Origin of the sequence: Microbispora catharanthi, assembly GCF_006334915.2 — a bacterium.
Taxonomy (GTDB): Bacteria; Actinomycetota; Actinomycetes; order Streptosporangiales; family Streptosporangiaceae; genus Microbispora; species Microbispora catharanthi.
This window is the reverse complement of the sequence record NZ_VDMA02000016.1, coordinates 21,758-43,589: the sequence shown is the minus strand read 5'-3', so window position 1 is coordinate 43,589 and position 21,832 is coordinate 21,758. Positions and strand designations below refer to the sequence as shown.

The 21,832-nt window shown below is 71.0% G+C and carries 24 protein-coding genes; 12 read left to right on the top strand and 12 right to left on the bottom strand.

Annotated features, from left to right (window positions below; all coding sequences use genetic code 11):
• Window positions 1–16 precede the first annotated feature (16 nt).
• Window positions 17–361 (top strand): VOC family protein, encoded by a 345-nt coding sequence (locus FH610_RS27245; RefSeq protein ID WP_205826100.1) that lies wholly within the window; start codon window positions 17–19, stop codon window positions 359–361.
• Between the two features lie 135 nt (window positions 362–496).
• Here FH610_RS27245 and FH610_RS27240 read toward each other — a convergent pair whose 3' ends face one another.
• The 4 genes from FH610_RS27240 to FH610_RS27225 form a co-directional block, all read right to left on the bottom strand.
• Complete coding sequence (locus FH610_RS27240) at window positions 497–820, bottom strand: YciI family protein (protein ID WP_139577738.1); 324 nt, start codon at window positions 818–820, stop codon at window positions 497–499.
• Between the two features lie 53 nt (window positions 821–873).
• Window positions 874–1,479, bottom strand: a complete 606-nt coding sequence (locus FH610_RS27235) for a dihydrofolate reductase family protein (RefSeq protein WP_139577737.1) — start codon at window positions 1,477–1,479, stop codon at window positions 874–876.
• Window positions 1,480–1,780: 301 nt separating this feature from the next.
• Complete coding sequence (locus FH610_RS27230) at window positions 1,781–1,981, bottom strand: hypothetical protein (protein WP_139577736.1); 201 nt, start codon at window positions 1,979–1,981, stop codon at window positions 1,781–1,783.
• Between the two features lie 95 nt (window positions 1,982–2,076).
• Window positions 2,077–2,619 (bottom strand): MarR family winged helix-turn-helix transcriptional regulator, encoded by a 543-nt coding sequence (locus tag FH610_RS27225; protein ID WP_240809216.1) that lies wholly within the window; start codon window positions 2,617–2,619, stop codon window positions 2,077–2,079.
• A gap of 78 nt (window positions 2,620–2,697) precedes the next feature.
• Here FH610_RS27225 and FH610_RS27220 point away from each other — a divergent pair, with 78 nt between their 5' ends.
• The 3 genes from FH610_RS27220 to FH610_RS27210 are packed head-to-tail and all read left to right on the top strand — an operon-like array spanning window position 2,698 to window position 5,927.
• A complete protein-coding gene (locus FH610_RS27220) occupies window positions 2,698–3,879 on the top strand; it encodes a flavin-dependent oxidoreductase (RefSeq protein ID WP_139577735.1) in 1,182 nt (393 codons plus the stop codon).
• Window positions 3,876–4,325 (top strand): DUF3237 domain-containing protein, encoded by a 450-nt coding sequence (locus FH610_RS27215; RefSeq protein ID WP_139577734.1) that lies wholly within the window; start codon window positions 3,876–3,878, stop codon window positions 4,323–4,325. The genes FH610_RS27220 and FH610_RS27215 overlap by 4 nt, the downstream gene beginning before the upstream one ends.
• A gap of 9 nt (window positions 4,326–4,334) precedes the next feature.
• Entirely contained in the window at window positions 4,335–5,927 is a 1,593-nt protein-coding gene (locus tag FH610_RS27210; RefSeq protein WP_139577733.1) for a CocE/NonD family hydrolase, read from the top strand.
• 363 nt (window positions 5,928–6,290) lie between these two features.
• On the opposite strand, the gene FH610_RS27205 is transcribed toward FH610_RS27210, so the two are convergent.
• The 3 genes from FH610_RS27205 to FH610_RS27195 form a co-directional block, all read right to left on the bottom strand.
• The gene (locus FH610_RS27205; RefSeq protein ID WP_139577732.1) at window positions 6,291–7,184 is read right to left on the bottom strand and encodes a hypothetical protein; all 894 of its coding nucleotides are present in this window, start codon (window positions 7,182–7,184) and stop codon (window positions 6,291–6,293) included.
• 420 nt (window positions 7,185–7,604) lie between these two features.
• Window positions 7,605–9,725 carry a TerD family protein gene (locus FH610_RS27200; RefSeq protein ID WP_139577731.1) on the bottom strand — a complete coding sequence of 707 codons (2,121 nt, stop codon included), beginning with the start codon at window positions 9,723–9,725 and terminating at the stop codon, window positions 7,605–7,607.
• Between the two features lie 80 nt (window positions 9,726–9,805).
• Complete coding sequence (locus FH610_RS27195) at window positions 9,806–10,354, bottom strand: RNA 2'-phosphotransferase (RefSeq protein WP_139577730.1); 549 nt, start codon at window positions 10,352–10,354, stop codon at window positions 9,806–9,808.
• A 91-nt stretch (window positions 10,355–10,445) separates the two neighbouring features.
• Between FH610_RS27195 and FH610_RS27190 the strand changes: the two genes are divergently transcribed.
• The 3 genes from FH610_RS27190 to FH610_RS27180 all read left to right on the top strand — a co-directional run bounded on the left by FH610_RS27190 (window position 10,446) and on the right by FH610_RS27180 (window position 12,530).
• A complete protein-coding gene (locus tag FH610_RS27190) occupies window positions 10,446–11,183 on the top strand; it encodes a helix-turn-helix domain-containing protein (protein WP_139577729.1) in 738 nt (245 codons plus the stop codon).
• A gap of 47 nt (window positions 11,184–11,230) precedes the next feature.
• On the top strand, window positions 11,231–12,016 hold the full coding sequence (locus tag FH610_RS27185) for an IclR family transcriptional regulator (RefSeq protein WP_205826099.1): 786 nt from the start codon (window positions 11,231–11,233) through the stop codon (window positions 12,014–12,016).
• Window positions 12,017–12,152: 136 nt separating this feature from the next.
• Window positions 12,153–12,530: a helix-turn-helix domain-containing protein gene (locus FH610_RS27180; RefSeq protein WP_139577728.1), complete on the top strand. Its 378-nt coding sequence runs from the start codon at window positions 12,153–12,155 to the stop codon at window positions 12,528–12,530.
• 3 nt (window positions 12,531–12,533) lie between these two features.
• Here FH610_RS27180 and FH610_RS27175 read toward each other — a convergent pair whose 3' ends face one another.
• Both FH610_RS27175 and FH610_RS27170 read right to left on the bottom strand, forming a co-directional pair.
• On the bottom strand, window positions 12,534–13,124 hold the full coding sequence (locus FH610_RS27175; RefSeq protein ID WP_139577727.1) for a ClpP family protease: 591 nt from the start codon (window positions 13,122–13,124) through the stop codon (window positions 12,534–12,536).
• Window positions 13,121–13,729 (bottom strand): ClpP family protease, encoded by a 609-nt coding sequence (locus FH610_RS27170; protein ID WP_139577726.1) that lies wholly within the window; start codon window positions 13,727–13,729, stop codon window positions 13,121–13,123. Before FH610_RS27170 ends, FH610_RS27175 begins: the two co-directional genes overlap by 4 nt.
• Before the next feature lie 140 nt (window positions 13,730–13,869).
• Here FH610_RS27170 and FH610_RS42970 point away from each other — a divergent pair, with 140 nt between their 5' ends.
• From FH610_RS42970 to FH610_RS27150, 5 genes are all read left to right on the top strand, one after another.
• Window positions 13,870–14,019 carry a hypothetical protein gene (locus FH610_RS42970; protein WP_161628091.1) on the top strand — a complete coding sequence of 50 codons (150 nt, stop codon included), beginning with the start codon at window positions 13,870–13,872 and terminating at the stop codon, window positions 14,017–14,019.
• A gap of 111 nt (window positions 14,020–14,130) precedes the next feature.
• Entirely contained in the window at window positions 14,131–14,406 is a 276-nt protein-coding gene (locus tag FH610_RS27165) for a StsA-related sactipeptide RiPP (protein ID WP_139577725.1), read from the top strand.
• Window positions 14,407–14,489: 83 nt separating this feature from the next.
• Complete coding sequence (gene stsB / locus FH610_RS27160) at window positions 14,490–15,962, top strand: StsB family radical SAM/SPASM domain sactipeptide maturase (protein ID WP_338104587.1); 1,473 nt, start codon at window positions 14,490–14,492, stop codon at window positions 15,960–15,962.
• A gap of 11 nt (window positions 15,963–15,973) precedes the next feature.
• Window positions 15,974–16,285, top strand: coding sequence for a PqqD family protein (locus FH610_RS42965; RefSeq protein WP_161628090.1), 312 nt, complete (start codon window positions 15,974–15,976; stop codon window positions 16,283–16,285).
• Between the two features lie 67 nt (window positions 16,286–16,352).
• On the top strand, window positions 16,353–17,810 hold the full coding sequence (locus tag FH610_RS27150; RefSeq protein WP_139577723.1) for an NAD(P)/FAD-dependent oxidoreductase: 1,458 nt from the start codon (window positions 16,353–16,355) through the stop codon (window positions 17,808–17,810).
• A gap of 123 nt (window positions 17,811–17,933) precedes the next feature.
• Here FH610_RS27150 and FH610_RS27145 read toward each other — a convergent pair whose 3' ends face one another.
• The 3 genes from FH610_RS27145 to FH610_RS27135 form a co-directional block, all read right to left on the bottom strand.
• Window positions 17,934–18,968 carry a methyltransferase gene (locus tag FH610_RS27145; protein WP_139577722.1) on the bottom strand — a complete coding sequence of 345 codons (1,035 nt, stop codon included), beginning with the start codon at window positions 18,966–18,968 and terminating at the stop codon, window positions 17,934–17,936.
• Window positions 18,961–20,226: a cytochrome P450 gene (locus FH610_RS27140; RefSeq protein ID WP_139577721.1), complete on the bottom strand. Its 1,266-nt coding sequence runs from the start codon at window positions 20,224–20,226 to the stop codon at window positions 18,961–18,963. The genes FH610_RS27145 and FH610_RS27140 overlap by 8 nt, the downstream gene beginning before the upstream one ends.
• Window positions 20,227–20,468: 242 nt before the next feature.
• Window positions 20,469–21,818, bottom strand: coding sequence for a TfuA-like protein (locus FH610_RS27135; protein ID WP_161628089.1), 1,350 nt, complete (start codon window positions 21,816–21,818; stop codon window positions 20,469–20,471).
• Between the last annotated feature and the right edge of the window lie 14 nt (window positions 21,819–21,832).

Genomic DNA, 21,832 nt, shown 5'->3' with positions numbered 1-21,832 from the left:
TGGCCGCATGGAGCGTGTGCTTGGAATCGGCGGATACTTCATGCGGGCCGCCGACCCGGTGGCCCTGAGTGCCTGGTATCGCGATTGCCTGGGCCTGGACGCCGATGAGAACGGCATGTGGCGTCAGGAAGCCGGGGTGACGGTGTTCGCGGCTTTCGAGTCCGAGACCGAGTATTTCGGCTCCCGCGCCCAGCAGACGATGCTCAATTTCCGCGTCCGCGACCTCGATGCGATGCTCGCGCAGTTGCGCGCCAAGGGAGCGGACGTGGCCGGGGAGACTCAGGACATGGAGGGTGTGGGCCGGTTCGGCTGGGTCACCGATCCTGAGGGCAATCGAATCGAACTGTGGCAGCCCAGCTGACGATGCCTTCACACAGGCGGTGACGCGCCGGTCGCTGTGGACGGTCAGGGCGGGCGCGCGACGGCCTGCACCTGTCGGCCGCGCCGGTCCGCGAGATCTGCGACGTGGTGATCGCCTCGCGGACGTCGATCCTGTTCACAGGAACGGCCGCACCTCGATCTTCCGATCGCAGACCTTCGACGCCTCGGCTGCCAGCTTGAGCGCCACATCCAGATCGGGGGCCTCCCACACCCAGACGCCGGCGAGGTACTCCTTCGACTCCACGTAAGGCCCGTCGCTGAACACCGCCTGCTCGCCCCGGTTGTCGATGACCGTGGCCGCGTCGGTGTCCGCGAGTCCGCCCGCGAAAACCCAGTAGCCCTCGGCGATCAGTCGTTCGTTGAACGCGCTGATGGCAGGCCGTCTGTCCGTGCCGCCGGGATTGCTCTTGTCATCGATCACGGAAACCAGGTATCGCATCTGGAGATCATCTCCTGTGGTGTCAAGACAGCGTGATTCGGTGGTCAGGGACTTCAGGCCGTTGCATACCGCGGACGCCCGGCCGGCCGGTAGACCTGGATCGTCACGCCCTTCGAGTCGACGCGCGACTCGACCAGGTCGAGCGCGAGATCCGGGCCGGTTTCCGGGAACAGTCTCGCGCCCTGGCCGAGGATCACCGGGATCACGATCAGAGTCATCTCGTCGACCAGACCGTTCTCCAGCAGCCACCGGGTCAGGGCGCCACTGCCGTGCACCTGCAGCTCACCCCGGGGCTTGGCCTTCAGCTCACTGATGGCCGCCGCGAGGTCACCGCGGAGAACGGTCGTGTCCTTCCAACGCGGCGCGGTGAGCGTGGTCGAGGCAACGTACTTGGGGGCCTCGTTCAAGGCCACGCCGATGGGATGTGTCTGGTCGATTGATCCCCAGGAGCCGGCGAACAGTTCGTAGGTGCGCCGGCCGAACAGGAACGCCTCGGCGCGCTGGTAGGTCTGCGTGATGAACGTCCTGGTCTCGTCGTCGCCCTTCCCCCGGGCCCATCCGCCGCGCTCGAATCCGTTCCTGCGGTCCTCATCCGACGCACCGCCGTTTCCCTGCATCACTCCATCGATGGTGACCTGAGTCATGGTCGTCAGCTTCATGATCGCGGTTCCTCTGCCTTGGCGCCGCCCCTTGCGGGCGGTCTCACCCCTGCTACGAACACCACCGCCCCGATCCGACACCGCCTCCCGAGACTTCTTCTGAAAAATCTCCCGGGACGCCGGTCGTCGGCGATCCGACAGCACGACAGCCTCAACGGCGACTACGCTCCACCTCCTCAAGCGCGCCCAGCGCGGACAAGCTCGTGGACCAGATCGATCGCGAAGATCCTGACCAGTGGTGGCGGGCGTCGAACGGCTCGGGCACGTGGGCGGTGGCGTAGCCGCCAAAGCGGGAGGCGCTTCAGCGCCGCCCCAGCGCGCGCCACAGGCGCCTTCCCCATGGAAGGGGATCGCCCTCCTCCGGCGCGGCGTCGTCGTCCGGCAGGTCGTACCAGTGCGTGTCGCCGGAGAACGGGTCCGGCTCCGCGCCGCCGGGCTCGTCCTCGGCTGCGGCGTCGGCGTCCGGCGCCGCGAACGGCGGGAACTGCTCGGAAACGGCCACTGGTGCGGTCCTCACGGTGAAGCGGGCGCGTCCCGCCCCCGGGGACGCCTGCGAGAACTGTACGCGTAGCTTCTGGGCGACTGCCCCGGTTCGTCCTATGGAAGATCCGCCGGCCGGCTGTGGAGGATCCGGGCCAGCAGGGCCGTCATCTGCTCGCGCTCGGCGGGACCGAGGCAGGCGAACCACTCCCGTTCCCTGCGGGTCTGCTCGGCGAAGGCCTCACGCACGGCCGCCTCGCCCGCCGCGGTCAGCGCGACGACCACCGCGCGGCCGTCCTCCGGCACCGGCCGGCGTTCGACCAGACCGCCGCGTTCGAGGGTGTTGACGGCGTTGGTCACCGCGGACCGCGACATGGCCGAGATCTCGGCGAGCCGTACGGGCTGGGTGGGGCCGAGCAGCCAGAGCTTGAACATCAGCCGGAATCCGGGCAGCGTCAGACCGCGCGGGCGGTGGATCCGGGTCTCCAGGTCGGTGACCAGCAGGTAGGCGAGCTGGAGCAGGTGGTGGGCCAGCGCGAACGCCTCGGCGTCGGCCGGAGGCGACATGGTCGCCAGGCGCTCGCGCGCGTAGGCCGCGTAGCGCAGGTCCGGCGGCATGTCCACGCCGAGGTCCGGCCGGGTGTCGGGCTCGCTGTTCACCGCTCAAGTCTTGCGTAGCCGCAGGGGTGTCCTGAATATTGTTACGGCCATAACAACTTCGTTCTTCCGGAGGCGCCTGTGCGCATCGTCATCGCCGGAGCGGGCATCGGCGGGCTGACCGCCGCGCTCAGCCTGCACGCGGCCGGGTTCGAGGACGTGACCGTGCACGAGGCCGCCCCCGAGATCGGGCCGCTCGGCGTCGGGATCAACCTCCTCCCGCATGCCGTGCGGGAGCTGACCGAGCTGGGACTGGCCGACCGGCTGGCGGAGATCGGCGTGGCCACGGCCGAGCTGGCCTACTTCAACCGCTACGGCACGCCGATCTGGTCCGAGCCCCGGGGACTGGCCGCGGGCTACGCCTGGCCGCAGTACTCCGTCCACCGCGGGAGGCTGCAGATGCTCCTGCTCAAGGCGGTGGTGGAGCGGCTGGGCCCGGACGCCGTGCGGACCGGCAGCCGGATCACCGGCCCCGGCACGGAGGACCTGCTGGTCGGCGCGGACGGGATCCACTCGGCCGTGCGCGCCCATCTGTACCCCGGCGAGGGCCCGCCGCCGTGGAACGGCCTGGTCCTGTGGCGCGGCGTCACCTACGGCGAGCCGTTCCTGACCGGTCGATCCATGATCATGGCGGGCGACGGCACACAGAAGTTCGTGGCCTACCCGATCGAGACCGGCGAGCGCACGCTGATCAACTGGATCGCGGAGCGGCCCCTGGATGGCGAGGCCCCCGACCGGGGGAACTGGAACCGCCCCGCCGACCTGGCCGAGATCGGCAGGCACTTCGCCGGCTGGCGCTTCGACTGGCTCGACGTGCCGGGGATCATCGCCGGAGCCGAGACCGCGTACGAGTACCCGATGGTGGACCGCGACCCGCTCCCCCGCTGGACCTTCGGCGACGTCACGCTGCTCGGCGACGCGGCGCACGCCATGTATCCGATCGGCTCCAACGGCGCCTCCCAGGCGATCATCGATGCCCGGGTGCTGGCGTACGCCCTCGCCCGGGGCGACCTGGCGTCGTACGAGGAGATGCGCCGCCCGGCCACGACGGCGCTGCAACTGTCCAACCGCGAGATGGGCCCGGAGGTCGTGATGAAGCTCGCCCACGAACGCGCCCCCGGCGGGTTCGACGACATCGAGCAGGTCGTCCCCCACGCGGAGCGGGCGGAGATCGCCGCCTCCTACAAGCGCACGGCCGGGTTCGACCCCGCCTCGCTCAGCGAACGTCCCTCCTGGAGCGTCGATCGGAGTGCCGCCTCGTGAACCTGGAACCGCTCGCGACGTTCCGCGTGGATCTCGACCCCGTGCTCGACCTCGGCGACTCGCAGTGGGGCCACCGCCGTGTGGTCAACATCGTGGGCGGCACGTTCGACGGTCCCCGCCTGTCGGGCACCGTGCTGCCCGGCGGCGCCGACTGGCAGGTCGTGCACGCCGACGGCATGATCAGTATCGACACGCGCTACACGCTGCGCACCCACGACGGCGCGCACGTCTACATCACCACCAGCGGAGTCCGGCACGGCTCCCCCGAGGTGCTCGGCCGCCTCGCGCGGGGCGAGGACGTGGACCCGTCGGAGTACTACTTCCGGCTGTTCTGCCGCTTCGAGACCGGCGACGATCGATATCTGTGGCTCAACCGCACCCTCGCCGTGGCCTCGGCCGCCCGCGTGGCCACCGCCGTACGCTACGACGCCTACGCCCTGACCTGAGGAGTCCTCATGCCGAAGCTCGACCGCCCCCCGCTTCCGGTCGCCGTCGAGCACGACGTCCCGATGCCGATGCGGGACGGCACCACTCTGCGGGGCACCGTCCACCGGCCGGTCGACGGCGGTCCGTTCCCGGCGCTGCTCATGCGCACGCCGTACGGCGAGGACTCGTTCCGGATGGCGCCGGTGACGCCCGCGCTGCGGGCCGGCTTCGCCGTGGTGCTGCAGCACTGCCGGGGGCGCGGGAGCAGCGACGGCGAGTTCCGGCCGTGGGTGGACGAGGGCGCAGACGGGCACGACACGATCACCTGGATCACCTCCCAGCCCTGGTCGAACGGCGAGGTCGTGATGAGCGGCATGTCCTACCTCGCCGGGTGCGCGCTGCAGGCGGCGGCGACGCGCCCGCCCGGGCTGAAGGCCGTGGTCGCCTCGATGACGCCGCACGACTTCCACGACGGCCTGAAGTATCACGGCGGCGCGTTCGCGCTGGGGTCGGCCCTCAACTGGGGCGCCTTCCAGACGATGCTCGGCCTGCTGCACGCCGCCGAGGCGGGCGAGGACGCCGGCGCGGGGCTCGCCGCCGTTCTGCCCATGCTGGGTGACCAGGACGCCGCGGCGCGCACCCTGCCGGTGGGCGACATCCCGGGCATCCCCTGGTGGCGCGACTGGACCTCTCACGTGGAACGCGACGCCTACTGGGAGGAACTGGCCGAGACCCTGCGCCACGACCGCGTCGAGGTGCCGGTCATGCACGTGGCGGGCTGGTTCGACCTGTTCCTCGGCGGGACGCTGGAAAACCACCGCCGACTTGGCGGCCCTCTGGTCATCGGGCCCTGGTCCCACCTCGCACCGGGCGCCACGGGCACCGGGCGGCTGTTCTTCGGGAGCGCCGCCTCCGCGCAGGCGATCCAGCTCGAGCAGCGGGAGCTCGCGTTCCTGAAGGGCGAGGACACCGGCCCCGCGGTGAAGCTTTTCGTGATGGGCGACGACGTCTGGCGGGACGAGGAGGCCTGGCCGCTGGAGCGCGCCGTCGAGACCCCCTACTACCTGCACACCGGCGGCCTGCTCTCTCCCGAGCCTTCCTCGGCGTCCGAGCCGGCGACCTTCGCCTTCGACCCGCGCGACCCGGTCCCGACCGTCGGCGGCCCGACCCTGCTGCCCGACCCCACCAACGTCGGGCCGCAGGACCAGCGCGACGTGGAGCGGCGCCCCGACGTGCTCTGCTACTCGACCGACGTGCTCACCAGCGATGTCGAGGTGACGGGCCCGGTGTCGGTGACCCTGCATGCGGAGACCTCGGCCGCCTCGACGGACTGGACGGCCAAGCTCGTGGACGTGTATCCCGACGGCCGGGCGATGAGCGTGATCGACGGCATCGTCCGCGTTTTCGAGCCCTCCGGGACCTTCGCCATCGACCTGGTCGCCACCAGTCAGGTCTTCAAGGCCGGTCACCGCATCCGGGTGGAGATCTCCAGCTCCAACTTCCCCCGTTTCGACCGCAACCCCGGCACCGGCCGGGTCGGGGCGACCGAGGCGGACCTGGTCGTCCAGCACCAGAAGGTCTTCCCCGACTCGTACATCACGCTGCCGATCGTCCCCCGCTGACACGCGTAGGCCGAGTCACCGGTCGCCTGATCGCCACCGTTCGCGCCGGGCGATCAGGCGGCCGGGCATCAGAGCTCGTCCTCCGGGGCACGGCTGAGGTCAGCGCTCGCAGGTAAGCGGAGCGTCCGGGCCTCGCGAGGTGAACTTCTGGCGGCCCTCAAGCGGACGGGAGTTCCGCGCGATCGACCACGGCGAGCCGTTCTTCTTCAAGACCCACCGTCCACCACGAAGCCCTCTGCCCGGCGGACTCCGGCAGCGCCGGCAGGTCGACACGAGCTGTCGCCATCGCCGCCGTCGTGATCAGAGGTCATGCGATCTCCCCTGGGCGCCCGGCACAGCGGGGGCCATGTCACCCGGACGGCGTCAGGAAACGTCGTCGAGCAGCGCGTCAGAAGAGTCGACCGTGGCGGCTGCTCGCAGCCAGGCAGCCAGCCTGTCGAGGTCATGACACTTCCGGATCTTTTCGGAAATGTCCTCAGGCACCTCGATGCCTCGGGCCGACAGAACCGTCAGGATTGCCTCGGCCTGCCCCTCCGCCTTGCCTTCCGCCTTGCCTTTGGCGATGTTGTCGCGGGCCCAGTCACTCAGGTACTCGTAGGTCTCGGTCTTCAAGTGCTTCTCCAAGTGATCCCAGATCTCGCCAGGCAGCGCCGCACGCACCATGTCAGCGTACATACCCGCCTGATCGCGGTCGAGATTGTGCAACGCGGTGAGCAGGGCTTCGAGGATCTCCGGACCCTGCGGCGTGTCGGCATGATGGATCACCGACAGTACGGCGAGTTCGAGATCCTCTGCCACCTGGCCGGGGTCGGTGATCACCGGAACCTCGGCTGGTCCGACAACGAGCGGGGTCAGCACCATACCGGGGTGCCCCAGCCCGATGGGGCGGGCGCACCAACGGGCGATCGCCGCATCGGGCGCGACGACCAGGAGCATGACAGGACATCTCAACCGGCTGCGCAGACTGCTGAGGTACAGCGGCCAAGACCAGAGCTTGTCCGAATCACGGTCGCGCTGGACTTCCACGATCACAGCCAGGACGGGTTCGGGCTCGTCGTCGGGGCTCTTACGACGGAAGGCTATGACCGAGTCGGCGCGACGTTCGGTGGGTGTGACCTCGGTGAGATCGGCCGATTCGAGGCCCGCGTAGTCGTAGTCGGGCAGTTGGACTCTGAGGGAGCGCGTGAGCAGGTCGGCAGCGAGGTCGGGTCGTTCGCAGAACAGACGGACGAGGGCTTCGTGTTCGGCTAGTGCCACTGCGTGACCGTATCTGTGCCGAGACGGACGGCAACCTGAATGTTGCTTAAAGTAATTAATCCGTTACCCTAAGTTCTACCCGCCCTCGTGGTCTTCTCGGGGCGGTCTTCTTTGGCTCCCGAGGCGGGAGCGGGTCGCTCGGTTGTCTGCTGCAGCGATCGGCGGAACGGGGGGCGAAGACCTGCTGTGGAGCGGTTCGCCGGCCGGGCGGGTGAGGAGGGCTCGGACGCTAGATGTACCAGCAGGCCTTTACAGGCCCACCTGGAATTGAACCAGGTTAGAAGGAAGCCTCGGAATGGCCTCACCCGCCGGGCGCAAGGAAAGCGGGAGAGCTAGATCCAGACCGGCGCCCGTACGGGCAGACCGGTTCCAAAAGAGGTGAGAAGGAAGCTCTCCCATGGCCTTGCGGTCAGCAAGATATCAGGCCGGGATCAGCTCGTGCAGCGTGGCCGGTGTGTAGATACGCGCCCCTTCCGAGAGGTCCGCGGGTGCCTCAAGCCCGATGTACGTGACGTGCCCGCCCGTGGAGGGCTTGGCCCGTAGCAGGTCGGCCAGGTAACCGACCCGGAGGTAGTCCCGCTCCACGATCGAGCGTACGAGCAGCGACGCGGTGACCCGGTTGCCCTCCACCTGGTTGAACGCCGGATGGCCCGACAGGTAAAGGTGCAACCACTTCACCCGCCAGGCATCGTCGTCCCCGCGCAGAAAGACGAGTGGGAGCGCGATGCGGCCGGATCCGCGCAGGTCGGACTTCATCCGCACGGTGCGCGGCTCGAACGGCCTGCCCTCCTGGGCGGCGTCCCTCGTCATATAGCCGAAGAAGGCCTCGGCGGCCTCGTCGAACCGCTCCCCGGCGTAGATGTTGACCTGAGGAATGATGATCGGCTTGGTGGCGCGGGACAGACTGACGTCGATGAACTCCGAGGCGCCGTCGGGAGCCTCGGTGAGGTCGCCCGAGTAGGTCGCGAATTCGTTGGCGTAGGACGTCCACGAAATGTTGGTCGGGTTGTCATAGGTGGGGTCGAGCATGAGCGCGGACAGGTCGTAGTCGGTGCGCCGCTCGGCCTGTCGCCAGTGCACGAAGAATCGGAGCAGCTCACCCTCCACGGGCGACAGCGAGCCGCGGGGCAGCATCCCGAGCCCGGGCGCGACCGCCTTGCCCGACAGGGGCAGCGCCACGTCGAGTACGGCGGGGTCGACGATCAACTCGCCGGGGTCGGGCAGGCGGCGGCTGATCTCCTCGTCCAGGATGGTGAGCACCCGGTTGAGGGCGTCCTCGTCGAGCGGGGCACGGGTGTCGGGTGTCGCCCACGCCCTGCCGAACCGATTGGTGAAGACCCGGTTCGCGGGAGTGAGCCGGTTCTGCAGGTGCTCGCGCAGGGACAGCAGCACGCGGCCGGAGGCGCGGGCGGCGGCCCTCTCCGCCGCCTCCAGCACGGCGGAGCCGCCACCCGCACGCAGCAGATGGTCGAGGCGGCGCAGCAGTGCGCCGGGCGTGTGCTCCAGCAGCGGGACGGCCTCTTCGGTACGGCCCGCGGCCAGCGCGGCCTCGACCCGGCTGCCGAAGCTCGCCGCCTTGCGCACACCCCTGGCCACGTCGAAGACCTGGGCGGCCCGCGGAAACCGCGGATGCTCGTGGGGGTGCAGCCGCTCGCCGAGCCGCTTCCACTGCTCTCTGTGACGTAGCACGTCCCCGTGTTTGGCGGCCGGGACGGCGTCCAGGGCGGCCAGCAGGATGCGGCGTTCGGCGCGGCGGAAGGAGCGCAGGCGGGTGGGGGTGGCCAGAGTGACGTCGCCGCCGGAGCAGAGCGCGGCCAGCCGGAGCACGTCTGTCACGGTGTCGACGAGCAGCGGCTGCCCGGCGGCCAGCCGCGCCTCGTTGACGACGGCCCGGTTCTCGCGTACCGGGACGTGCTCGGGCTTGTCGTCGGCGCGGAAGTCGGCCCAGAAGTCGGCGCAGAACGCGGCCAGCGCGCGCAGAGCGGCCAGGTCCTCGGCGGCGAGCGGAACCTCGGATCCGGCCAGCGAGAGGTAGAGCTCTCGTGCTTCGTCCCGCAGGCTTCCGCCCAGCTCCAGCACGGTCACCCGGTCCTTGGCCAGGGGGATCAGCTCGGCGTGCGCGGCCAGCAGGTCGGCGTAGGTGTGCTGATAGCTGCCGTATCGCGGCAGGTCGAGCAGGTTGAGGATGCCCGGCTGGAGCCGGGCGGCGGCGACCGGGTCGAGCATGGCCTCGCGCAGCAGCCCCGCCCAGAACTCAACGGTGTCCGGGACGTTCTTCGGGAAGTCGATGAAGTAGGCGTTGTGTTCGACGTGGTCGCCGACCAGGCGGCGGACCGCGGCCAGGACGCGTACGCCAAGGTCGATCACCTGCTCGCCGGGCAGCCGGGTCAGGCGGTCGAGCAGCGCCGGCGAGCAGGTGAAGCCGACGCTGAGCAGCGCCGCGTCGAGCTGCCGCGCAGCCACCCCACCCCAACCGGGCGTGTCGTCCCCCGCATCGTCGACGGGAACACGCAGGCGCCGGGAAATGATCAGATCCTCCACGTAGGAAAGATATAGGCCGGATATGCGCGGATCGCCACTGAAAATGGGCCGCCGTAGCGGCCTCAGCCCAGGGAAGCCGTCTATCGGTCGCTTCCCCATCGGATGAAGTACGGCGGGACGTGGTCCACCAGCCAGACGCCGTTGGCGCTCACCCGGAAGTGACGCCCGGCGGCGTGCATCGCCGCCGCGTCCACCACGAGCACGACCGGCTTCCCCCTGCGCGCGCCGACGCGGGTCGCGGTCTCCCGGTCGGGCGACAGGTGGACGTGATGACGTGCCATCGGCCGCAGCCCCTCCGCGCGAATCGCCGCAGCGTTCCGGGCGACCGTGCCGTGATAGAGGATCGGGGGCGGCTCGACCACCGGCAGGTCGAGGTCGACGGGCACCGAGTGCCCCTGGCTGGCCCGGATCCGATCGCCCTCGATCACGTATCGCCGCTTGTCGTTGTCGGCGACCACCTGCTCCAGTTCGCCACGCGAGATCGGAAACCCGTGCGAGGCCGCCGCCGTCAGCAGGGCGTCGATGTCCACCCAGCCGTGCGCGTCGAGTTCGATGCCGATGCGCTCGGGCTGGTGCCGAAGATGCTTGGCCAGGTACTTCGAGACCCGCACCAACCGCCGCTCGTCCATTTTCCTCCAGTGCCCGCTGCCTCGCACCCTATGGTGCCGGTTATGCGGCAGCCCCTGGCCCGCCTTGCATGACCGGTAGGCTTCGGACCCTATGGACAGCTCGATCTTGGAGAAGGTCCGCGAGCTCCGCGGACAGGGCCACTCTCCCAAGCAGATCGCCCGCGCCCTGGGCATGGCGCCGGCGGCGGTCGCACCGTACGTCAGGGCGGTGGCCGAGCAGACGGGCGGGCAGGCCGCCGAACCCGAACTCGCGGGTTGCTGGATCAACGCCGGCTGGGGCGAGGGACTGGGCGTCCCGGACACGAGCGGCTGGGCGGACGACGTCCCGGACGGTCAGGAGACCGCGGGCACGGTGAGCGTGGTGGTGGCGCGCAAGCACGGCTGGGACAAGCTGTCGGTCTGCGCCTACCTCGTCGACGTCTACTGCCTTGGCGTCAAGCACGCCCTCGGCCCCGACGTGATGAGCGAGGTGGAGCTGCATCGCTTCCTCCCCAAGTGGTTCAGGATCTACCCGTACGGCTCGCGGGAGGCGCCGCTCGACCTGGTGCGGCACCTCGTCTTCGGCGCGGTCGACTACGCCCGTGACCTCGGCTTCGAACCGGCGGCGGACTTCGCCGGGGCGGCCGGACACCTCGGCACGTGGGAGGAGAAGGCGGCCATCACCTTCGGCAAGGACGGCAGGCCCTTCTACCTCGCGGGCCCCAACGACGACGCCAGGCACGTCGTGAAGACGCTGGAGCGGAGGGTCGGCCCGCCGCCCAACTTCGACTTCTTCGCTCCCATGCCCGAGTCGCCGATCTCACTGGGCGGTCACCGGCTCACCCCCTGACGCCGGGATCCAGTGCCAGCAGGCAAGACGAGCGCGGAGACTTCCCCATGAACGGCCCGGGGGCGCCCGCGCACCGGGTCAGGGGCAGCCGGCCGCCGCACGGCGATCCGGTGGTCGATCGGGCGCTGTCGCTCCTGGCCGCCTTCGACACCCGGCACTGCCATCTGACGCTCGCCGAGCTGAGCAGGCGCAGCGGGATTCCGGCGAGTTCGGCGCTGCGCCTGGCCTCACGGCTGACCGCGTGGGGCGCGCTCGAACGGGGAGACGACGGCCGCTTCTCGATCGGACTGCGCCTGTGGGAGGTGGCCTCGCTCGCGCCGCGAGGCCAAGGGCTTCGGCAGGTGGCGATGCCCTACATGGGCGACCTCGCCGAGGTCACCCGCCAGCACGTGCTGCTCGCCGTACGCGAGAGCGACGATGCGGTGCTGGTCGAGAGGCTCTCCGCGCACCAGGCGATGCCGGTGCTCTACCGCGTCGGCGGACGGCTTCCGCTGCACTCCACGGGCGTGGGGCTGGTCCTGCCGGCCTTCGCCGAACCCGGATTCCAGGAGGAGATCCTCGCCCGGCCGCTCGTGCACGAGCCGGAGCGGAGCGCGGTCCCCCGCCGAGTTGCGGCGGACGCCGGCCGAGGTGCGGCGGGAGGGGCTGGCCACGGTCCGTCGCCACGCTCCCGAGCCGCTGGTCACCGTGGCGGCGCCCGTCTTCGCCGCCGGGGCCGGATCGCGGCGGCGTTGTCCGTGGTCCTGCCGGAGGAGCACGCCGAACCGCGGCTGCTCGGGCCTGCCGTACGGACGGCGGCACGCTCGATCACCCGGGGGCTCGGCGGGCCCTGACGTGCGTCACCGCACCTCGGGGCACTCGACCCCTCGTGGTCTCGCCTGCGCCCTCTCCACCCCCGTCCGGTCGGCCCGCTCACCTGTCCGCGAACACGCGGTCCGCTCAGGGTCGGGGCGTGCCAGACTGCCAGACATGGCAGCCTCGGGCCGATCAGTGGTCATCGACATCCGGACGCGCCGGGCCGGCAAGGAGCGCGGCCCGGCCATTCCCGACGGCCCGGACCCGTTGCTACGCAGGGTGTACGGGGAGATCCTCCGCGACGAGCGGCTGGACCAGGACCGCACGCTCGACGACGTGGCGCGTGCGGTGGGCATGTCGAAGCAGTATCTGTCGGAGGTCGAGCGCGGCCGCAAGGAGCCGTCGTCGGAGATGCTGCGTTCGGTGTGCGACGCCCTCGGGTTGCCGATCGAGCACCTGCTCACCCGTGCCGTCCGGCGGATCACGGCGTCGCGGCGTATCGCGACGCCTGGGTCGGCCGGTACGCCACGGGTGCAGCTGCTGGCGGCGTGAGCGCTACTCGCGGGTCATGATGAGCTCGTCGGCGAGGCCGTACTCGACGGCCTCGCGAGCGCTGAAGACGCGGTCCCTGTCGGTGTCCTCGCGCAGCCTGGCGACGTCGACCCCGGTGTGACGGCTGAGGATCTCCTCGGTCTGCGCGCGCACACGCATCACCTCGGCCGCCTGCAGGGTCAGGTCGGAGATCGTCCCCTGCCCCTGCGTGGACGGCTGGTGCAGCAGCACGCGGGAGTGGCCGAGCATGAACCGCCGTCCGGGGGCGCCGGCGGCGAACAGCACCGCGGCGGCGGAGGCCGCCTGGCCCATGCAGTACGTCGCGACCTTCGCGCGGATGAACTGCATGGTGTCGTAGATGGCGAGCATCGCGGTCGACGAGCCGCCCGGGGAGTTGATGTACAGGTTGATCTCCTGGTCAGGGCTCTCCGCCTCCAGGTGCAGCAACTGTGCCATCACGACGTTGGCGACGCCGTCGTCGATCTCCGTTCCGAGGAAGATGATGCGCTCGTTGAGCAGCCGGCTGAAGATGTCGAACGACCGCTCCCCCACCGGGGTCTTCTCGACCACGTACGGGATCGTGTACTGGCTCATGACGAGAACCCCATCCGGTTGGGAACGGCGTACGGCGCGATGCTGTGGAAGGAGTCGACGATCGTGTCGATCATCCCGTAGTCGCGGGCCTGCTCCGGGGTGAACCAGCGGTCCCGGTCGCTGTCGGCGGAGATCTCCTCGATCGTGCGTCCCGTCTCCGCGGCGAGGATCTCCTCGGACTGCCGCTTCATGTACTTGAGGTTCTCGGCCTGGATCGAGATGTCGATCGCCGTGCCGCCGATGCCCGCCGACGGCTGGTGCATCATGATCCGGCTGTGCGCGAGGCTGATCCGCTTGCCGTGGGTGCCGGACGCCAGCAGCACCTGCCCCATGCTCGCCGCCATCCCCAGCGCGACGGTGACCACGTCGTTCGGCACCAGCTTCATCGTGTCGTAGATCGCCAGCCCGGCCAGCACCGACCCTCCCGGCGAATTGATGTACAGGATGATGTCGCGTTCGGGATCCGCCGAGGCCAGCAACACCATTTCGGCGCACGCCCGCTCGGCCATCTCGTCGTCGACCTCTCCGGTCAGCAACAGGGTCCGTTGCTGGAACAGCTTCTCGTTCAGCCGATCCCGGTAACTCGTGCTCGGTGAAACACTCATGGCGCAGTTGTATCCGCCGCAGCCCCGCGACCTGTCGCTATGTCTGCTGAGGGCAGACCGGTGGTACGCCGTGGTGAGAAGGCCTGCCGCTCAATGGCAGGCGCCTGGCGACCGGCGACCGGGGAGGCCGGGGAGTGACCGTGCGGCTTCCCCCGCCCGCCCATGAGGCGCCGCTGCCGCCCTGGTGCTGGTGCGGCCCGACCAGCACGTCGCGTGGCACGGCGGCCGCGCCGAGGATCCGGACCACCGTGCCGGCCCGGGTGCTCGGGGACGGCGTCCCCGAGGCCTGACGACCTCGCCGCCCATCGCGGCTAGCCCACGTTTGTGGGGTTGTCTCACCCACTTCTCACCAGCACATACTCGACATACACCGCATTCCCGTCAGACAGAGAGGTGAAGGCATGGCCTTCGATCCGAGGGAAGCTCTGCGTGAAGCCGGCATCCTGAACAGCCCGCTGGCCGCCGAAGTCGAGGAGGCGTTCGCCACCTTGACCCGGGAGGAAGTCGCCCTGCTCATCTCGCTCAAGGACAAGCTCCCCGCCGCGCTGCCCGGTGTGCTGGCGCACGCCGGCGCCGGTGGCGAGTGGTCCCGGCCCGAGGTCGAGGCCCACACCGTGCCGGTCGAGGGCAAGTGCCTGTGCGGAGCCTGGTCGGGCTCCGGGTCCGGGGCGGACTAGTCAGGACGGTTTCGCGGGTGCGGCTCCGGCCGCGCGTCACCCACAGAGTCTGGGGCCGCACCTGCGGCTGAGCGTAAAGGGGAATGATGCCTGGGAAACTCGCCCGGAACCGCTCGTTGATCGACGTACCGGCAGACCTGACCTACTTCGTGCACGACGGGAAGTATCTGGTCCTCAACCCGCAGGTGGGCGGCCGGATCGTCCTCGACGCGCGTGAGTTCGCCGTCCTGGCGGCCCTGGCCCGTCCCCGGGCGGGCGGGGAGCCGGCCCCCCTCGGCGAGACCGACGAGACCGGCGAGACCGAGCGGACCCTCGCCAAGCTCATCCTGAACTGCATCGTCTACTACAACGGGAACCGTCCGAAGCTCAGCATCAAGGAGCCGGCGCTCCGCCAGGTGTATTACGCGATCACCGACGGCTGCAACCTCCGCTGCCCGTACTGCTACGCCTCCTCGGAGAAGTGCCTGCCCGGGGAGCTCACCACCGCCGAGTCGCTCGGCCTGGTCTCCCAGGTCGCCGCCATCGGAGCGAAGACCATGATCTTCACCGGCGGCGAGCCCATGCTCCGCAAGGACCTGTTCCGCATCGTGGAGTACGCCAACGACAGCGGACTGACGTCGAACATCGTCACCAACGCCACGATGATCAGGACGCCCGCGCAGGCCAAGCGCTTCGCCGAGCTGTTCGGCATGGTCACGGTGAGCGTCGACGGCGGAACGGCCGAGACCCACGACCGCACCCGCGGCGCCGGCTCCTTCGCCCGGACCTACCGCGCGCTGCGGCTGCTCAACGACGCCGGTGTGGTGCCGCGGATCAACCACATCGTCACCTCCGACAACGTGGACGAGCTGGAGGACTTCGCGAGGTTCGCCGAGGGGCTCGAGGTCCACAGCATCCGGCTGATGTACCACAACGACCTGGGCCGGGGCGAGACCGACGAGTACGACTTCGGCTGGGAAGACCACATGCGGATCCAGCAGATCACCTGGACGTCTCCGGCCGCAGGCAAGCTGTTGCCCGACGGCCCGCGGCCGATCACGCCGTGCTCGGTGAAGGCCAACTGCGGGATGGGCGGCAACGAGATCTACATCAACTCGCTGGGCGACGTGTATCCGTGCAAGCTCGTCACCGGACGGTCGCACCACGCGGGCAACGTACGGCGGCAGCCGCTGTCGGAGATCTTCGCCGGGCCGCTCCTGCGCGGGATGCGCACCAGCACCGTGCTCGGCGGCGACTACCACGCCGACTGCGCGAAGTGCTACATCAAGGCGTCCTGCGGCGGCGGATGCCGGGCCGCGCACATGGCGGAGTCCGGGGACCTGCGGCGCAACAGCCGCCACCAGTGCCGGATCCTGCGGCACGGCGTCGCCACGCAGCTGTGGATGGAGGCCGGTGTCAGCCGCTCGGAGCTCGCCGCCGACGAGCGCGAGATGACGACACCCCGCCTGGTCGTCAACGGCGACGTCCATCCCGTCTTCGACGACTGGAAGACCTATGTTCTCCCCTCGCGCGGCACCGTCAGGGTCGGCGAGTTGCTTCCCATCACGCCGGTATAGAGGAGGTCGATGTGTCACTGCGGATCAGTGAGGCCGTGATCTGGCAGGAGACCGGGGAGGGCGTCTCGCTCTACAACACCGAGACGGGCGACTTCCACAGCCTGAACGACACCGGCTCCCGGATATGGAGGCTGGTTGCGAGCGACGGCGAACGGGAGCCGGTCATGTTCAAGCTGTCCCGCGAGTTCGCCGGCAGCAACTCCGCGATGAGCAGGCGCATCGTGGCCGACGTCGAGGAGTTCCTCGGCGCGATGATCGAGCAGGGCCTCATCGAGGAGATCCCGGCCGAGGAGCCCGCGGTCAAGGAAGAGTCGCTGTCGTGACGCGTCCGCCGGCCGCGCATCCGCCGGCGCCGTGTCCGCCGGTCGCGCGTCCGCCTGGCCTGGCCCGATGAGCAGGGCGGTCGTCCTCGGCGGTGGCCTCGCGGGCGTGCTCGCCGCCGCCGTGCTCGCCGGGCACGCGGACGAGGTGGTCCTGGTCGAAGGCGACCGCTACCCGTCCGGTCCACGCCCGCGGCGGGGGCTGCCCCAGTCGCACCACAGTCACGTGCTCGTGGCCGGCGGCGCGCGGGCGCTGGACGCGTTGCTGCCCGGAACGGTCGACGCCCTGCTCGCGAACGGCGCCCACCTGCGGGGCCTGCCCGGCGACGCCCTCATCTACTCCGCCGACGGCTGGTTCCACCGTCTCCACACCGACGCCCACCTGATCTCCTGCACCCGTGGACTGCTGGACCAGGTGGTGCGGCGGCGGGCGCTCGGCGGCGGCGACGTCGAGGTCTGGGAGGACACGCGGGCGCTCGGGCTCACCGGAGACGAGGCCCGGATCACCGGCGTCTCGGTCAGCCGGCAGGGCGCCCCGCCCGAGACCGTACGTGCGGACCTCGTCGTCGACGCGACGGGACGCCGGTCGCAGTCGCCCCGGTGGCTCGCCCAGATCGGTGCCGGGGAAGTCGAGGAGGTGTCGGTCGCCACCGGGCTGGCCTACGCGACGCGCCTCTACCAGGCGCCCGGCGACCTGGCCGCCGCGATCCCGGCGATCATGCTGCACCCGGGGACGGCGAAGGGGCAGCCGGCTCGCGGGGCGACGTTGTTCCCCGTCGAGGACCGCCGGTGGATCGTCACGCTGACCGGCACCCGGGGCGGCGAGCCGCCGACGGACGAGCAGGGCTTCACGGCCTTCGCGCGCTCGCTGCGCCACCCGATCGTGGCGGACCTCATGGCGGAGGCCACCCCCCTCGGCGTCGTCCGGCCGTACCGCGACACCGTCAACAGAAGGCGGTTCTTCGAGCGGGCGCGCCTGCCCGCCGGTTTCGCCGTCGTCGGCGACGCGGCCGTCGCGGTGAATCCCGTCCACTCGCACGGGATGTCGGTCGCCGCGCTCGGCGCGCTCAGGCTGCGCGAGGAGCTGGCACGGCACGGGCTCGGGCCGTCCCTGTTCGCCGGGCTCCAGGCCGCCCTCGCGGCGGAGGCGGAGCGGTCCTGGCGGATGGCGATCGAGCAGGACGGAGAGCGGGTGACAGAGCGGGCCGGGGAGCGGGTCACAGAGCGGGCCGGGGAGCGGGTCACAGAGCGGGCCGGCCTCGACGGTGCACCGCGACGGGAGCCCAACGCGTTCGAACTCGAGATCCGCACCCGCCTGGCCCAGGCGAAGCTGAGCAGCCCGCGGCTCGCCGCCGACTTCTTCGGCGTCCAGACGTTGATCTCCGGCGACACCGCGACGGACAGGTCGGAGATCGCCCGGGTGCTGACCGGGCGGCCGGAGCCCCTTCTCACCGGCGAGGAGGCGATCGGGCAGTACCCGGTCCTGGCCGCGTGGCGGCGCTCGCGGTTCGCCGCCGCGACCAGCTGAGTCCGCACCCGCTGAGCTCCGCCGCTGAACTCCGCCGCTGAAAGCCTGCACCCGCTGAGCTCCGCACCCGCTGAAAGCCCCGTGCCCGCCTCACGGGTTCACAGCGCGATCCGGGGGCCGAGCTCAGGCCGGCTTCGCGACGAGCGCCCGGATCGCCGAGCCCCCCAGCGGAGGCGTGACCTCGGCCAGCTCGAAGCCGGCCGCGGCGAACAGGTCCCGGAACTCGGTCATGCCGCGTTCCCGGCCGCCGGTGTAGACGAGCATGGCGATGTCGCTCATGACGGCCCCCGCCGCCTCCGGCGTGCCGAGGCCGGACGGCATGACCGGCTCCAGCACGAGCAGGCGGCCGTCCGCCGCTATCGACCTGCGGCAACTGCGCAGAAGAGCGATGCAGCGCCGGTCGTCCCAGTCGTGCAGGACGCCCTTCACCAGCATGACGTCCCCCTCGGGCACCGCCTCGAAGAAGTCGCCGGTCTCGATGGAGCACCGGTCGGACAGCCCCGCCAGCCGGAGCTCCTCGGCGGCGCCCGCGACCCCCTCGGCGGTGTCGAACAGGATTCCCTTGATGCCGGGGGTCGCGGCCAGCACCGCGGCCAGCAGCGAGCCGTTCCCGCCGCCGACGTCGACCAGGGTGTGGGCGCCGTTGAAGTCGTACGCCCTGGGGAGCGCGGGCGCGATCTGTTCTGTGCCCTCGCGCATCGCCCTGTTGAACACCGCCGACAGCTCCGGGTGGCGGGCGAGGTGGTCGAAAAGCGGCCTGCCGTGCACGTGCTCCCACGCCGCCTCACCGGTCCGGACGCTGTGGGTCAGCGCCCCCCACGCCCGCCAGGTGTCGGGGTCGCCGAGCAGCAGGAGGCTGGAGCGCATCGACCACGGGTGGTCGGCGCGCAGCGGCTGCCCCTGCTCCGTCAGCCCGAACCACCCGGGCTCCCCCTCCTCCGCCACGCCCAGCACCACCAGCGCGCGCAGCAGCCGGCCCAGCGCGTGCGGGTCCGATTCGGTCGCCTCGGCGAGCCGCGTCACCGGTACGTCCCCCTGCGCCAGCAGATCCGGCACGCCGAGCCGGACGGCCGCGTAGAGGATCTGCGAGGACGCGTAGCCGAAGGCCATTCGGGACAGGTTCGCGTACCCCGCGAGGCCTCGCGCTCGGTCACTCATGGGCCGGCTCCTTTCGGCGTCTGACAGGTGTCTGGCGAGCGCGTAGCCGCAGGGGGAGGCGGCGCACCCCGTGCAGGAACAGGTCGGGCGTCCACTCGAGATCGGCGGGATCGACCACCAGGGCGATTTCGGGGAAGCGGCGCACCAGCGCGCCGATCGCGGCCGCGGCCTGCAGCCGCGCCAGCGCCGCGCCGAGGCAGAAGTGGACGCCGTGGCCGAAGCCCAGGTGACGGTTCGGGCTGCGGCCGATGTCGAAGACGTCCGGCCGGGGAAAGACCGCCGGGTCGCGGTTGGCCGCCAGCAGCACCGGCACCACGATGTCCCCGCGGGGGATCACGGTCCCGCCGATCTCGACGTCGGCGAGGGCATACAGCGGCCGGGAGTGCCCGACCGGGCCGTTGTACCGCAGCGCCTCCTCGACCATCGACCCGATCAGCTCGGGGCGGGCGCGCAGCCGCTCCAGCTCGTGTGGGTGCCGCAGCAGCTCCAGCACGCCGTTCCCGATCAGGTTGACCGTCGTCTCGTCCCCGGCGAGCAGCAGCTGGAACACGCTGGAGATCAGTTCGACGCGGCTGATCCCACCCGCCCGCTCCGCCTCGGCGAGCCGGGACAGCAGGTCCTCCCCCGGGTGCGCCCGCCGCTCGTCGATCCTCTCGTTGGCGTACGCCATGAACTCCATGCCGGCGCGGCGCACCCGGAACGGATCCCCGCTGCCCACGATCTCGTCGCTCCACCCGCGCAGCCGGGCGCGGTCCTCGACGGGCAGGCCGAGCAGCTCGGCGACGACCAGGATCGGCAGCGGCAGCGCCAGGTCCCGGATCAGGTCGGCCCCGCCACCGGCGGCCGCCATGCCGTCCACCAGTTCGCCCGCGACCCGGTGGACGTGCCGCTCCAGCACGGCCACCGTACGGGTGCCGAAGGCCGGCGCCATCAGCCGGCGTATGCGGGTGTGGTCGGGCGGGTCGAGATGGAACACGTTGCGCCGCAGCATGGCCAGCGGGTCGCGGCTCTCCGCCCGGCGGTGCGGCGCGGCGAGATCGGGGGGCAGCCGGTCGAGCTGACGCCCGACGTCCGGGTCGAGCAGCGCACGCTGCACGTCGGCGTACCGCGTCAGGTACCACAGCACCCGGCCGCTCGCCGGGCTCACGAACCGGTAGACCGGCGCGTGCTCGCGCATGCGGTGGAACAGCGGGTGGGGGTTCGGACGATGCCGTGCGGCCGCCGGGTCGAACGGCTGCTCGAGCGTGGTCGCGGTCATGACCCTCTCCTCGCGGGGCGCACCGACGGTTCCGGACACGGCCGTCCGCCGGGGCGCACCCGGCCGGCGTCAGCGGCTCCCGTGCTCATGGTCGCGCTCCCCTCCTCGTTCGCTACGCGAGCGGCCTCGTCCCTCGACCCACACCCGCTCCGCTCACTCGTCGGCTCGCCGCTCGGCTCATGGTCGCGCTCCCCTCCTCGTTCGCTACGCGGGCGGCCTCGTCCCTCGGCCCACCGCTTCGCTCACTCGTCGGCTCGCCGCTCGGCGGCACGCGCGTTCTGGACGTCGAGGGCGAAGAACCTCCTGACGGTGTTTCCCAGCTCCTGCATGCCGGTGAAGCCCCGCCGGGCCAACTCCACCTCCGCCGAGGTCCCCTTGCGGCGCCAGTGGCGCAGGAAGATCTTCGCGCAGATCTCCGGCGGCGGGACGGCGAGCCTGCCCCGGGTCCGCTCCGCCGCCTCGTCGGCGCGGGCGACGATCTCGGACCACTCGTGCCAGTGGCCCGACTCCCTGACCCGTTCCAGGACGACCGGCCTCCAGTCTTCCGACTGCCAGACCGGCCAGACCCGCACCATGACCAGCCGGAGCTGCTCGGCGACCGGCAGGGCGGCGAGCTCCGTTTCCGTGAGCCACGACGCGAGGACGGGCGGCAGGGCGGCGGGCTCGGCGACCCCGAGCCCGGCACGGGCGTACGCCTCCAGGCCGAGGCCTTCAGCTGCGGCGAAGTCCGTCAGCAGGCCGGTCAGCGCCTCCTCGTGCAGGCGCGGGTAGTCGTCGCCGAACAGCCGCCCCGCGTTCACGACGTCGAGGTCTGTCATCCACCTGCCGGGCGCGTACTCACGCCTCGACCGCCGTTTGAGCGCCTCGTAGTGGGTGATCCCCGTCAGCGCCGTGTCGGCCGCCCAGTCCGCGGACCTCTCGCCGCGGCCCTCGCCGACCGCCCGCAGCGCCGCCATCGCGTCCAGCCGCTTGACGTCCCACTCGCCCGTGCCGATCAGCCGCTCCAGCGTGCCGAGATGGTCGCGGTCGCCGGAGTCGACCGCCGCCTCCAGCTCGCGCCAGGTCCGCCGCATGAAGGGCAGCGCCTTCGCGGCCCGCACGATCCGCTCCCCTGCCGCCGCCGGGATCAGGCCCGTCCGCGCGCCCTCGCGACAGCCGTACCGGATGTTGACCAGCGCCACCGTCCCGGCCGGGTATCCCCGCTCGGCCGGTCCGTGCACCACGGCGACCTCGTCGTCCCCGTCGACCTGGCCGGTCGCGTACATGTCGAACACGGTCCCTGCGCCGCTCATGCCGTACGGGCTCAGCTCCGCCGCGCGCAACGCGCCCATGCTGGCCGCGCCGATGACGTGGACGCCCTCGTCGAGCAGCCAGAGGATCTCCTTGTGGCCCACCGACAGCCGCTCGCGGTAGTAGCCGTCGATGATGACGGCGGTGTCGTCCGGGTTCCAGGTCTCGGCGAGGAGGTCGCCCCGGGCCACGGGCGGCCGCACCCGCGCCTGTGGCATGACGCTCAGGACCTCGTCACGGGAGATCGTCGGGCCGGTGTAGACGACCACGTTCGGCGAGCTCATCAGAACACCCTCGCTCATCAAAAAACCCTGGC

Coding starts and splice junctions, on each gene's coding strand:
- FH610_RS27240 (WP_139577738.1), bottom strand. CDS start 820: ATGCGATACCTGGTTTCCGTGATCGATGACAAGAGCAATCCCGGCGGC.
- FH610_RS27235 (WP_139577737.1), bottom strand. CDS start 1,479: ATGAAGCTGACGACCATGACTCAGGTCACCATCGATGGAGTGATGCAG.
- FH610_RS27210 (WP_139577733.1), top strand. CDS start 4,335: ATGCCGAAGCTCGACCGCCCCCCGCTTCCGGTCGCCGTCGAGCACGAC.
- FH610_RS27195 (WP_139577730.1), bottom strand. CDS start 10,354: ATGGACGAGCGGCGGTTGGTGCGGGTCTCGAAGTACCTGGCCAAGCAT.
- FH610_RS27190 (WP_139577729.1), top strand. CDS start 10,446: ATGGACAGCTCGATCTTGGAGAAGGTCCGCGAGCTCCGCGGACAGGGC.
- FH610_RS27185 (WP_205826099.1), top strand. CDS start 11,231: ATGAACGGCCCGGGGGCGCCCGCGCACCGGGTCAGGGGCAGCCGGCCG.
- FH610_RS27180 (WP_139577728.1), top strand. CDS start 12,153: ATGGCAGCCTCGGGCCGATCAGTGGTCATCGACATCCGGACGCGCCGG.
- FH610_RS27175 (WP_139577727.1), bottom strand. CDS start 13,124: ATGAGCCAGTACACGATCCCGTACGTGGTCGAGAAGACCCCGGTGGGG.
- FH610_RS27170 (WP_139577726.1), bottom strand. CDS start 13,729: ATGAGTGTTTCACCGAGCACGAGTTACCGGGATCGGCTGAACGAGAAG.
- FH610_RS27165 (WP_139577725.1), top strand. CDS start 14,131: ATGGCCTTCGATCCGAGGGAAGCTCTGCGTGAAGCCGGCATCCTGAAC.
- stsB (WP_338104587.1), top strand. CDS start 14,490: ATGATGCCTGGGAAACTCGCCCGGAACCGCTCGTTGATCGACGTACCG.
- FH610_RS27150 (WP_139577723.1), top strand. CDS start 16,353: ATGAGCAGGGCGGTCGTCCTCGGCGGTGGCCTCGCGGGCGTGCTCGCC.
- FH610_RS27145 (WP_139577722.1), bottom strand. CDS start 18,968: ATGAGTGACCGAGCGCGAGGCCTCGCGGGGTACGCGAACCTGTCCCGA.
- FH610_RS27140 (WP_139577721.1), bottom strand. CDS start 20,226: ATGACCGCGACCACGCTCGAGCAGCCGTTCGACCCGGCGGCCGCACGG.
- FH610_RS27135 (WP_161628089.1), bottom strand. CDS start 21,818: ATGAGCGAGGGTGTTCTGATGAGCTCGCCGAACGTGGTCGTCTACACC.